This is a genomic window from Alteromonas sp. KUL49 (assembly GCF_006538345.1).
In the GTDB taxonomy this organism is placed as follows: domain Bacteria; phylum Pseudomonadota; class Gammaproteobacteria; order Enterobacterales; family Alteromonadaceae; genus Alteromonas.
In genome coordinates, this window is the sequence record NZ_BJKL01000008.1 from 170,269 (window position 1) to 183,372 (window position 13,104).

Annotated in this window: 8 protein-coding genes; 4 read left to right on the top strand and 4 right to left on the bottom strand. The window is 44.3% G+C overall.

The features are described from left to right. Positions 1-147: 147 nt before the first annotated feature. The 3 genes from EYS00_RS14995 to EYS00_RS15005 form a co-directional block, all read right to left on the bottom strand. The gene (locus EYS00_RS14995; RefSeq protein ID WP_130638040.1) at positions 148-633 is read right to left on the bottom strand and encodes a hypothetical protein; all 486 of its coding nucleotides are present in this window, start codon (positions 631-633) and stop codon (positions 148-150) included. Positions 634-796: 163 nt separating this feature from the next. Further along, positions 797-3,046 carry a catalase/peroxidase HPI gene (katG, locus tag EYS00_RS15000; protein ID WP_373995576.1) on the bottom strand — a complete coding sequence of 750 codons (2,250 nt, stop codon included), beginning with the start codon at positions 3,044-3,046 and terminating at the stop codon, positions 797-799. 292 nt (positions 3,047-3,338) lie between these two features. Beyond that, positions 3,339-4,325 carry a LysR family transcriptional regulator gene (locus EYS00_RS15005; protein WP_130638044.1) on the bottom strand — a complete coding sequence of 329 codons (987 nt, stop codon included), beginning with the start codon at positions 4,323-4,325 and terminating at the stop codon, positions 3,339-3,341. Positions 4,326-4,757: 432 nt separating this feature from the next. On the opposite strand from EYS00_RS15005, the gene EYS00_RS15010 reads away from it, so the two are divergent. The 3 genes from EYS00_RS15010 (at position 4,758) to EYS00_RS15020 (ending at position 9,532) form a co-directional block, all read left to right on the top strand. After that, positions 4,758-7,388, top strand: coding sequence for a TonB-dependent siderophore receptor (locus EYS00_RS15010; protein ID WP_130638046.1), 2,631 nt, complete (start codon positions 4,758-4,760; stop codon positions 7,386-7,388). Positions 7,389-7,508: 120 nt separating this feature from the next. Beyond that, a complete protein-coding gene (locus tag EYS00_RS15015) occupies positions 7,509-8,330 on the top strand; it encodes a sulfite exporter TauE/SafE family protein (protein WP_130638048.1) in 822 nt (273 codons plus the stop codon). Between the two features lie 32 nt (positions 8,331-8,362). Beyond that, on the top strand, positions 8,363-9,532 hold the full coding sequence (locus tag EYS00_RS15020; protein WP_130638050.1) for a histidinol-phosphate transaminase: 1,170 nt from the start codon (positions 8,363-8,365) through the stop codon (positions 9,530-9,532). A gap of 38 nt (positions 9,533-9,570) precedes the next feature. Here EYS00_RS15020 and EYS00_RS15025 read toward each other — a convergent pair whose 3' ends face one another. Beyond that, positions 9,571-10,581: an MBL fold metallo-hydrolase gene (locus EYS00_RS15025; RefSeq protein ID WP_130638052.1), complete on the bottom strand. Its 1,011-nt coding sequence runs from the start codon at positions 10,579-10,581 to the stop codon at positions 9,571-9,573. Between the two features lie 124 nt (positions 10,582-10,705). Between EYS00_RS15025 and EYS00_RS15030 the strand changes: the two genes are divergently transcribed. Next, on the top strand, positions 10,706-13,075 hold the full coding sequence (locus EYS00_RS15030) for a DNA polymerase II (RefSeq protein ID WP_242618787.1): 2,370 nt from the start codon (positions 10,706-10,708) through the stop codon (positions 13,073-13,075). Positions 13,076-13,104 lie beyond the last annotated feature (29 nt).

Here is a 13,104-nt window from a genome sequence, read left to right on the forward strand (position 1 = left end):
ACATCGAAAACATCGTGTTTAGCGATAAAACGTGACACACGTTTTGTATGACCAAATGTATTACCACACAATCGAATTGTCAACCATTTTGAAAACCAAAAAATCAACCAATATGACTACCAAAACGAAAATCTACTATTTTTAGCGTTAGTACCTTGCCTTTAGTACATCCCAAAGCCATTCATCTTGGTTGAGTGACAAGAACTGTGTGAACTTCTCGTAGTCCACTTTTCCCATTGCCATTGCTACAGTTTTTAGCTGTGACTTCGCCCTAATCGCTTTCGTCTGTAGAAGCTCTAGGTACTTGTCGGAGTTGCTGTCAAAGCGCGTGGTGAGAATAGACTGAATCTTTGCGTCAGCGGTTGTAAACGTCTGAATATACTCAATGAGTTTGAGGTGGATAAGTAACATTTGCCTAGAGTCAACAAGCGTGCTCAGTACGGATTTTTGAATCAATGATTTAAACGCAGACTCGGTTTCTGATGATGCTAGCTCGTTTAACGTAGCCAGCTCAGATTTATAACGTTTGAGGAGTTGCAGATGTTCATCACTCATCAACTCAGATTCATCCAACATACTGATATCATCCGCAATCATTTCTAAATTGATAAGATGTCGTTGGAGAGGAGACATAGCAGAGCCCTGAGTCTTGAATTACCTGTGGAACCAATAGAGCAAGTATTAAAATACTTATTACAAAAGGATTCAGTCTACCTTAGTTCGATTTTTAGAGTAAATAAAAAAGCGCCGGATAGCTAAGCTATTCCGACGCTTACTGACTTACCAAATTGCAGAATTAGTTCAAATCAGCGTTTAAGTCATGGCGTAAATCAAAGCGATCTAGTGTCATTACTTTGGTCCATGCGTTAACGAAGTCAGCGACAAACTGCTCTTTTGCATCGTCGTAAGCATAAACTTCTGCTACCGCACGCAACTCACTGTTTGAACCAAAAATAAGATCTACTGGTGTCCCCGTGTACAACACTTTACCTGTGCTGCGTTCAACACCTTCGTAAATGCCCGCTTGGTCTGTTTTTCTCCACTGGATCGCCATATCAAGTAAGTTCAGGAAGAAATCGTTGCTCAACGTTCCAGGTGATTGAGTAAATACACCGTGTTCAACACCGTTAGTATTGACGTTTAATGCTCTCATGCCACCAAGCAATACTGTCATCTCTGGTACTGTTAGGTTTAGCTGATCTGCTTTATCAACTAACATTTCTGCAGGCGAGCGATAGCTTTCAGCCTCGTTGTAGTAGTTTCGGAAAGCATCAGCTTTTGGCTCAAGTAATCCAAATGAATTTACGTCGGTTTGTGCTTGTGTTGCATCACCTCTCCCAGCGACAAAAGGTACAGTCACTTCGACACCCGCATCTGCAGCAGCTTTCTCGATAGCTGCAGCACCGCCAAGTACAATTAAATCTGCCAGAGATACTTGCTTGTTACCAGACGTACTCTGATTGAAATCTTGTTGAATTGCTTTGAGTTTGGCAACGACTTTCGCCACTGTTTCAGGCTCATTTACCGCCCAATCCATCTGTGGAGCGAGCGCAATACGTGCACCATTAGCACCACCACGTAAATCAGAGGCTCTAAAACTCGCCGCTGCGCCCCAGGCAGTTTTCACCAAGTCTTGTACCGATACCCCAGTATCAAGAATAGTGCGCTTGAGAGATGCAACATCGCTGTCAGACACAAGCTCGTAGTCTACTGCAGGTACTGGATCTTGCCAGATGAAATGCTCAGACGGAACATCATTGCCCAAGTAGCGACTCTTAGGCCCCATGTCTCGGTGAGTTAGCTTAAACCATGCTTTCGCAAATGCCGTTTGATATTCCTGTGGATCTGCCAGGAAACGTTCAGCAATCGCGCGATAAGCGGGGTCGGCTTTTAAAGCAAGGTCAGCCGTGGTCATTACAGGCGCGTGGAACTTGCCATCGATATGAGCGTCTGGCACTGATTGATGCAGTGATTCGTCTGTAGGGATCCATTGAATAGCACCTGCTGGGCTACGTGTTTGTTGCCACTCGAATCCAAGTAAGTTTTGCAAATAAAGACTTGTCCAGCGGGTGGGAAGCTGTGTCCATGCCCCTTCTAAGCCACTGGTTACTGTGTCTTCAGAGTGGCCTTTACCACAGGTATTTTTCCAGCCTAAACCTTGTTCTTCGAGCGGTGCGCCACCTGGCTCTACACCTACACAATCAGATGGTTTGTGAGCGCCATGCATTTTACCAAAGGTGTGTCCACCAGCGATAAGTGCAACGGTTTCTTCGTCATTCATTGCCATTCTGCCAAACGCAATACGAATATTCTTTGCCGAACCTGCCGGGTCAGGCACACCACGTGGGCCTTCGGGATTTACATAAATAAGTCCCATATGGGTTGCGCCTAATGGACGTTGCAGCTTGCCGTCACGTTCTTCGCGATCACTCGCAAGCATTTCAACCTCAGGGCCCCAATACACTAGGTCAGGTTCCCAATCGTCAGTTCGACCACCGGCAAAACCGTAGGTATCAAAGCCCATATTCTCCATGCCAACAGTACCAGCTAGAATCATTAGGTCACCCCATGATAACGCTTTCCCGTATTTTTGCTTAAGAGGCCAAAGCAGGCGTTTAGCTTTATCGAGGTTGCCGTTGTCTGGCCAACTGTTGAGCGGGTCGAATCGCATTTGTCCACCGTCACCACCACCGCGGCCGTCTAACGTGCGGTAAGTACCAGCACTGTGCCATGACAAACGAATAAAGAAAGGTCCATAGTTACCATAGTCTGCTGGCCACCAATCTTGAGATGTGGTTAGCAGTGTATTCAAGTCTGCTTTCACAGCGTCTAGGTCAAGGCTGGCAAAGGCTTCTGCGTAGTTGAAGTCCTCTCCAAGAGGGTTAGAGCGAGCATCATGGTCACGAAGCGGAGAGAGATCGAGTTGATTAGGCCACCAGAATTGGTTGGATTTAGCTTGGAATGGTTGAACATTTCCACTACCCACTGCACCGGATGGTTTACTTATTTCATCGTTAGCTATTGCACCCGTTGCACCAAGCAACATGGCGATAGCACTGGCTACTACGGTTTTTTTAATACTCGTCATTGTTGTGTCCTATGTTAGTTGTCTGTGTGGTACGTACAAAAAAGCACGACCTGACCAACCGCTTCGTTAACATTTTGATAACGTTGGCTTGAACACAAAGATAGACCTAGGGCGTAAAATTCGACAGTGAATAAATTGAATGAAGGTGATAGGAATTTTTCATTAAAAAAAGTGATCGATAAGCTAAGCGATCAATCTTGCGATGAGAAACTTATCCTAGACAAAGCGTGTAGCAGAACTAAAGTAGGTGTTACCCCGTCGCTAGTCCGCTCATTGAGGCTGTATTTATGGCAGATAGCGAACCTCTCCAGTGCGAAAGCGCCTGTTCCTTTTTCACCGTTGTCTGAATAATTCTTAGCATTCTTAGCACAGAATCACCCAAAGGAGATGTCTTGTTAGTTGCGGCAATAACAAGCCTTTGCATTTGAGGTTCGATAATTCTAATCGATTTTAACAAGCCAGCCTCTTCGAGGTGAAAAACAGCGGATGATGGCAATATCATGACACCTTCCCCTTGCATCACTTGGCGCAACCCAGTCATTAACTGTCCCGAGTATGCCTTATCATGTTTAAGACTGACGCCAGTGGATGTCTCATATTGAGCAATGAGCTTACCTAGTGCATCTTTTGTCCCAGGAGAAAGTAACGGCAACTGGCTCAATTCCCAAAAAGCAATTTGCTCTCGTCCATGCAAAACGTCGTATCCTTCACTGATTGCGTTTGGGGAATAGACCAAATGAAGGTCCTCGTTGATGAGTGGCGTTACGGTCATAAAACGAGAATCAATATCTTGTTCGTAAGTAAGAGCAATATCGACCTGTTTGCTCTCTAACCACCCCTTGACAGAATATGACGGCCCAGTGCTGATTTCTAACTTCAATTTAGCACCTTGCTGATTAACCTCCTCAATGAGAGGCATTGAGAGTACATTGCCAATCGACGGCAACATAGCAACTTTCACCACGCCAGTTTTTTGTGCCCAGAAAGGTTGCATCGCTGACTTTGCTAGGTTCATCGCTTCTATAAGATTAGTTGCGTGACTAAAAAAGACTTCACCAGCGGGAGTAAGAGATACACCCGAAAAGCTTCTTTCCAGAAGCTTTGCGCCCATCTCTCGCTCAAGTGTTGCCAGTTGTTGGCTTACTGCAGGTTGTGCAATGTCCATTTCTCTTGCTGCAGAAGCGATGCTGCCTTTGTGCACCGTCGTAAGAAAATACTGCAATTGCTTCGAATTCACGCCCCATGCCCCTCATTAAATTGTGAATACTTTGCTAGCCGCTAATTAATCACTGAAATTTAGAGAATAAAAAATAAAATCAGCAAGTTACATGCCACTGAATTTAAAATTTAAAAGTTTTAATGTGACCATTTTGTAAACAAACAACGCGTAATTTTTTTTAATTTTTCTAAAAAATTTCAAAAACCCAATAAAATTAAGGCACTGACCACAGGGTCAACATTTTCCTTATACCCCTAAATATTCTTTTTTCTTCCGCTGGCGCTCAAGACTTTTTAGCCTGAACAGGAGCATAGGTACTTCCATAACTCCAACAATAAGGTGCAGATTGCATCAAGGTAGTGCTTGTGTGCGCCATGAACGCCGGCGAGACACAACCCTCGCAATACACTGGAAAACAAAAATCTAAATTGCACGTATTAGGGAACACCCATGAAGAAAAACAAACTTTACACCGCCATAGCATCGGTTCTTACCGGTTTATCCTTGTCGTGTGCAGTGCCTGTAGCATTTGCGCAAGAAACAGAAACTCCTGACGAAGCTAATGTTGAAAAAATCGCCGTTGTTGGTGCCCGTGGTGCACCTCGCTCGGTAACCAGCTCACCGGTTCCGGTTGACGTATTAAGTGCTGAGGACCTAGCCGCAGTTGCCTCGGCAGACATGAACGACATCATGATGACTTTGGTTCCTTCGTACACACTAAGCCGTCAGCCAATTTCTGATGGTGGCACGTTTATTCGTCCAGCACAGTTACGTGGCCTACCTACTGACAAAACACTCGTACTTGTGAACGGTAAACGCCGTCACCGTGCAGCACTCGTTCAAATCGGCGGTTCAGGTACTCAAGGTCCTGACTTAGCTACAATTCCCGCTTCAGCGCTTGGTAGTGTTGAGGTACTGCGAGACGGTGCTGCCGCGCAATACGGTTCTGATGCGATTGCTGGGGTTATCAACTTTCAGCTGAAAAATAACGCAGAGGGCGGTACTGTTACAGTCGATATGGGTCAGTATTATGAAGGCGACGGCACATCTTATAATATCAGCGGTAACAAAGGCTTTACCCTTGGTGACGATGGTTGGTTGAGTATTTCAGCGGAGATCAATGAAACCGATGCCACTCTTCGCGGTGAACAGTACTGTGAAAGCTGGGCGTGTGTAGATCCAAATGACCCTCGTTTCCTTTCAGGTGGTAGTTTTGATACAACGCTAGCCGCCTATGATGAAGATGAATTTATCGCCGGTTTAGCGAGCGCGAACATTGGCTTTGGCGACGTGGTGCAACCGTGGGGACAACCCAACTATTCTGCAGTTAAGACCTTCTTCAACGCGGGTTATGCCCTAGGTAGTGATATGGAATTGTATGCCTACGGTAACTACATGGAGAGTGAAGGTGATGGCTCTTTCTTCTATCGTTACCCAGGTAACGGCACAATCGAAGACCTTCGTGAAATAGACGGCACTATTTATAGCCCGCTAGATAAATTCCCTGGTGGTTTTACACCGCGCTTTTTCGGTGAAATTACCGATTACTCTTTCGCTACCGGCCTTAAAGGTATGAGTGGTGATTTGGGATATGATCTTAGCGCTCGTTATGGATACAACGAAATCGACTACACCTTAAGTAACACTGTTAACCCGTCTTTGGGCTCTGCGTCTCCAACATCATTTAAACCTGGTTCCTTGGCCAATGACGAATTCCAAATCCAAGCTGACTTTACCTACGACCTTTCTGAATACATTTTTGCCTTCGGTCTTAGCTATATGGATGAGTCTTATGAGATAAGCCCTGGAGACGAGGCGTCGTATTCTGACGGACCGCACGCTTACCAAGACCCTTTCGGTCTGTGTTCTAGAGAAGATGCCTATGGATTTGGTTTAGCCACTGACGCTCAACTGGCAACTGCAATTGCTAACGGATTAGACTGTGATGACGCTAACGATCCTGTTTATCGTACTGTAGGTGTTGGCTCCAACGGCTTCCCAGGATATGGTCCTCTGGCTGTGGGTACTTACTCACGTGACTCAGTTGCGATTTACGGCGATGTTTCTGGTGACATTACTGAAGACTTCTTCGCTCAAGCCGCTGTCCGTTACGAAGATTACTCAGACATGGGTTCAGAGCTTGTATACAAAGTTGCTGGTATCTACACATTAACCGAAGAAGTCGCTCTTCGTGGTTCTTATGGTACTGGGTTCCGTGCACCTACACCAGGTCAGCAAGGTACTACAAATATTTCTACACGTTTACCAAATGGTTTCCCTGTAGCAACAGGTTTATTCCCAGCAAGTGGTGCAGTAGCGCAAGCACTAGGTGCAACCGACCTCAAGCCAGAAACATCAACTAACATTACGTTTGGTTTGACTGCTGAAATAGATGACCTAACGTTAACAATCGATTACTACCGCATCGCCTTAGAAGATCGCTTCAACGCTATCTCTACATTAGATGTTTCAACTGACCCAGATAGTGGTGACGCATATTCAAGATACCTTGCGCTCGTTGATGCAGGGGTTGACGGCGCTAACTCTATCGGTGGTGTTTTCTACTTCACCAATGCGTTTGACTCTATTACTCAAGGTGTAGATGTTGTTGCAACCTACAGCATGGAATCTACGTACGGCGATACAGTGTTTACGGCGTCAATGAACTACGGCACAAATAAATTTGACGGCGCTGTAGATGAGGATCTTTTCAACGCCGAAGCTCAATTTGATTTCGAAAATGCAAACCCTGAAACACGCGGCGTATTCTCAGTGAAACACTCTTATGATGATTTCTCGGTGTTGGCACGTCTAAACTACTACGGTGGTTATGAGAATGCTGATGGTGGTGGTACCGTGAGCGAAATTCAAGAGTTTGGCTCTGAGTTTATATTTGACCTAGAAGGTACGTATTACATCAACGAAACGTTAACGTTATCCGCAGGTGTACGTAACTTGTTTGACAACTATCCAGATGAAGACACCATTGGTGAAGCATGTTGTGGTCGTATTTACCGCTCTGACTCAATCGTTGATTGGCAAGGTGGTTTTTACTACGCCCGCTTAACGGCAAACTTCTAAAAAAACGTATATAAAACAAAGACACCGGTTTACGCCGGTGTCGGCGTTTCTGGGGTTTGATTTAATAAATTTAAAAGGTGTATTCATGTTTTCGGTAGTTGTTACTAAGGTGAGTCAGTTATGGAAATAGAACTGCTCTTGTTCGTATTAACCTTGTGTATTACTGGTGCTATCGCAGGTATAACTGCTGGACTATTTGGTAATGGTGGCGGATTCGTCGTCGTTCCAGCACTCACTGCGGTATTTCCATTCTTTACCCCACAATCAGAAGAACTTGTAAAAGTCGCAATCGGTACCTCCTTAGCTTCCATTGTTGTGTCTAGCGTTCGCTCTGTTATTGCTCACAAAGCAAAAGGAGCAGTAGATTTTGAAGTTCTGAAATCATGGAGCATATGGATAGTTCTCGGTGTGTTTGGTGGACTTTACATCGCGAATACTACCAGCGCATCTGGGCTAACTATCGTGTTTGCCGCAGGCGTTGCACTGTACTCAATTTACTTTCTATTCCCAGACATCGTACACAGACCAGGTCTATCACTAAATATGCCAACAGGCGCAGGAAAAGCCGTACTTGCCTTCGTCTTGGGCGGGTTCTCTGCCCTGCTAGGCATTGGTGGTGGTACACCAACGGTAATCACTATGGTGATGTGTAGAAGAACGATTCAACAAGCTGTGGCAACCGCAGCTGGCGTAGGCTTCCTGATTGGTTTACCTGGAGCGATAGGGTTCTTATTTATGAAGCACTCTGAAACTGCAGTTTTACCCTTCGGAACAATTGGATATATCAATATGCCCTCGCTAATTGCGATAAGCATTGGCTCAATAATGACAGCGCCGATTGGGGCAAAAATGGCGCATAACTTCAGCGAGAAAAAACTTAAGCGCCTCTTTGGCGTCTACTTAGTCATTGTATCTGCAACCATGTTCAACAAAGTGTTTTGATGCGGTGCTACGTATAACGAAAGGAAATAACCATGACACATAACCCTTCAAGAAGAATATTTCTAGGTGGTAGTCTAGCCGCATCTGCTGTTGGTGCCTCTGGATTAATGACAAGTGCGGGGTTGCAAGCAGCTCCCGCGGCTGCGAGTGATGTTCGCTACGGTCCGGCACCCGGCGTTGCCAAACTCAACGCTAACGAAAACCCATTTGGTCCAAGTCCAAAAGCGTTAGAGGCAATTGCTACCGCAGTTTCGCAAGGTGGCGCTTATTACGCCTACCCAGCAGCCATGTCACTACTTGATATGATAGCTGAGCGACACGGCATTACTCGCAAAAATATTTCTTTGAGTTCCGGTTCTAGCCCAATTCTTTCATATGCTGCGCTGGCTGCAAGCAAGAAAGGTAAAATTCTAGGACCTGATCTTTTTTGGGATACCACTTCTCGTGCGCCCGAAAAGCAAGGTGCACCGGAAATTGTACGCGTACCCAACACTGCTGATTTAGGCATAGACCTAGACGCAATGTATGCGGCAATAGATGACACTATTGGTATGGTTCACGTTACCAACCCTAACAACCCTACAGGTACGGTGTTAGATCCGGTTAAACTCAAAGAGTTCTGTATCAAAGCATCGAAGAAAACACTGGTACTTGTTGACGAAGCTTACAATGAGCTAACAGATGATCCACCTAAACATTCTATGATCCCACTGGTAAAAGCAGGTCATAATGTGATTGTTGCTAGAACATTCTCGAAAATCTACGGATTAGCGGGTCTGCGTGTGGGCTATATGATTGCATCTGAAGAAAATACTCAGTGGATCAACAACTACGGTATGGGTGGTTACACACTCAACCAAGCTGGATTAGCGGCGGCCATCGCTAGTTACGATGACTTCCCATTTTTAACCTTCACCAAAGATAAAATAATCGAGGCGAAAGGCATGGTCATGGATGCCTTGAAAGTTAACGGATTAACAGCGCTGGAATCATCGACTAATTTCATCTTCGTGAACCTGGGTGATGGTAATGCTGATGCATTCCGCCAAGCAATGGCAGACAAAGGTGTGCTCATCAGAGGTATTTACAGAGACTACACTAACTGGTCTCGTGTAAGTATGGGACGCATCTCCGACGTTCAACGTTATGTTGATGCTATTCCTGAAGCGCTAGAAACTATGTACAAAACGCAAAACAGCTAGCAAATCAAAAGTCATCAGTAGAGTGTGGCAGCAAAACGTCACACTCTGCTTTTGTAGTAATACTTATTGTCTTCACCCACACTTCTCGTTAACTTTCCTTCAGCCAATAAATAATTTAAATGTGACATGCATTCAGCAATCGCAAACATCTGTGTTCTTACGTTTAACTCTCGTTTGAATAACACGGGTAACAGTGACATAACGCAAGACGGTATCTCACATGCTTCAAGTAAACAACGCAACTGTTCGTGATGATGATTAATTAATTCTGACACCCTTTGCTGTATACCTATAAAAGGTTGTTTATGTGCAGGTAGCACGAGTGTGTCTGGGGGCAGTTCAGCAAAGACAGGTAGAGTATCAAGGTAGTCTTTTAGTGTGTTTCCTTCCGGCTCAGTGGAATAAACACCTATATTTGGTGTAATTGATGGCAAAATATGATCGCCAGAAATTAATACATTCAGTTTTTCGCAATACAAACACGCATGTTCAGGAGAGTGACCTCGACCTATCATGACCTTCCAAGTATTTCCGTTTATGCTCAAACACGAACCTTGCCGTAATCTTTGATAAGCAACAGGAACTGGGGTGACAACACTGCCGAATCCTTTTCCACCAGATGTTAGCATCTCTATGTGTTCTGGCGGTAATCCTGCTCGTTCAAAATAAATCTTGTCTGGTAATGATGAAGCGCCGTTTCTTCCAGCAACCAAACTCCTCGCCATAAAGTATTCCAATTGGGAAATATATAGCGGTACTCTATATTTTTCAGTAAGCCACCCCGCCAACCCTATATGGTCTGGGTGTAGATGTGTTACCACAACCCCAACAACAGGCTTTTCCAAGCGTCCAATGATTTGGTCCCAAAGTGCTTTCGTTTTACTGGTACCCAACCCCGTATCGACGATATACCACCCATTGGAATCTTCGAGTAAATACAGATTGATATGATCGAGTTCGAAAGGCAACGGCATCCTAACCCAGTAAACGCCGGGAGCAACTACTGTCCAATTTCCTTCATCGGGTAACGGTAGATCGGGGTAATGCATACATTCCCACCTGTAGGCTGATATACTTCAACGTTTTATACCTCTGCAAATGAAATAACAAACTCATCTGTTTAATGTTTATCTATACACAAAATCAATGTGAACAATATGAGTAAACCTACGCGTGATTAAGCAAGGCTATGTCCTCAGTAAAAGGGTCATTCAGCACTCCCAAGATCTGTTTGTTGAACTTTGGGTCGTAACAGACGACGGCCCTTTTCGGTTGCTCTCTGAAAAACAAAGACCCACGTGTTTTGTCGCTTCAGAACAGGTGGAAAATCTTCAATACCTTGCACAAAAAACGGCATTGCACATTGATGTATTTGACGATGACATTAAAACATTAGAACAAGTAGCGGTATCAACCTTAAAAACTCACACCGAAGTCGAGCATCGTTTACTCAGAAATCTAGCTGAAGATAACAACATTACCCTGTATGAGGCAGACGTTCGATTGGCAGACCGATTCTTAATGGAGAGGTTTATTTATGGTAGTTTAGAGTTTTTATGTCCCTCATCTAATACGAAAATAATCGATAATGCTAAGGTGCGTCCTGCAGTTTATTCGCCATCATTTACGACCGTTAGTCTGGATATAGAGTGTGATGAACTAGAGAACTTATACAGTATAGCGTTAGCAACAACCGATACACGTATTGTCTATTTTGTTCGTCACTCATCGCACGCCCACTTGCATTCCCAAACGATACTTAATGATGATAAAGCCTTTGAGCTGAAAATCTTGGATGACGAAACGTCTCTTTTGAAGGCTTTAGAGACTGGTATTGCAGCGCTAGACCCTGACATTATTTTAGGTTGGAACATAAAGCAGTTCGATTTTTCTGTGTTGCATCGACGAGCAAAAGCTAACGGCCTAAGGCTAAAGCTGGGGCGAGAAAACGCAGAGTTGAATGTCAGGGAATGGGAAACTCAAACCCTAGTTGAAATACCGGGTAGAGCCATAGTAGATGGTATTGAATCATTAAAAACAATGACCTATCAGTTCGATAGTTTTGCATTGGACAGTGTAGCTAACGAGTTATTGAAAGACAGCAAGCTTATTCAATCTGAAAATAAACTAGAAGCTATCAAAGCAATGTACGTTGATGATCCTATCCAATTAGCCATGTACAACATTAAAGACTGCGACTTAGTTAATGATATTGCAACGACTACCAAGTTCATCGACTTTTTAAGGCTGAGGGGTACATTAACAGGCTTGGACCTCGGTCGACCCGGAGGCTCAGTAGCAGCATTTCTCAATGTGTACCTTCCCCATATGCATCGAGCCAATTATGTAAGTGGTGTACGACCAGAAAACGGCGGTCTTGCTAGCCCAGGTGGCTATGTTATGCGCTCGCTTCCCGGGCTTTATGACAATGTTCTCGTTTTGGATTTCAAGAGCCTGTATCCCTCGATAATACGCACTTTTAAGATTGATCCCGTAGGGCTAGCAGAGGGTTTGATTGATAAAGAAAGTGCCGTAGAGGGCTTCAAAGGTGCATACTTTAGTCGTGATATTAACTTTCTACCTAAGATCATCGCCGATCTTTGGAACGCTCGAGATGAAGCAAAGAAAGCAGGCGACACTGCCAGATCTCAAGCCATCAAGATTCTTATGAATTCATTTTATGGTGTACTCGGAAGCGGTGGCTGTCCTCTTTACGACACTAGATTAGCAAGTTCTATTACTTTACGCGGACACGAGATCATGCAGAGAACCGCAGAGTGGATAGAGTCAAAGGGATATAGCGTCATATACGGTGATACTGATTCTACCTTTGTTCACATTGGTAATAACACTAAGCTGGGATCGCCAAAAGAGACAGGTGAATATTTAGCGGAACAAATTAACGTATTTTGGAAAAAAGAATTACAAAGTGTATTCAACGTAGATTGTTTCTTGGAAATTGAATTTGAACAACACTTTGATAAGTTTTTTATGCCCACAATACGAGGGTCATCTGTAGGAAGTAAAAAGCGGTATGCTGGCCTAGTAGTGCGCGATAATAGCCATAAATTAGTATTTAAAGGATTAGAAAATGTACGCTCCGATTGGACTCGTCTTGCGAAAGATTTTCAGTACAAGCTTTATGAAAAGGTGTTTACTAATCAACCCGTTGGTGAGTTTATCAAGCAAACGACCCATGACTTACTAGCAGGCAGATTAGACGAGGATCTCGCTTACGCTAAACGGTTGAGAAAACCCGTTGAGTCATACATCAAAACTATGCCGCCCCATGTAAAAGCAGCGAAGCATGGCAATCAAGTTAACAGGCAATCACTGAATAGCAAACGCTATGGAAAAGGCTCGACGGTGAAGTACGTTATCACCATGGCAGGGGCACAACCTATTGACCTTATCTCAGCAAAAATTGACTATCAACATTACATAGAAAAGCAAATCGCGCCCATTGCAGACAGCATATTGCCGTTGTTGAACACAAGCTTCGATGAAATAATGGAAAGACAATTATCGTTGTTCAACAACTAGCCCGTAGCTGTCTTTAGAATACGTAAAAT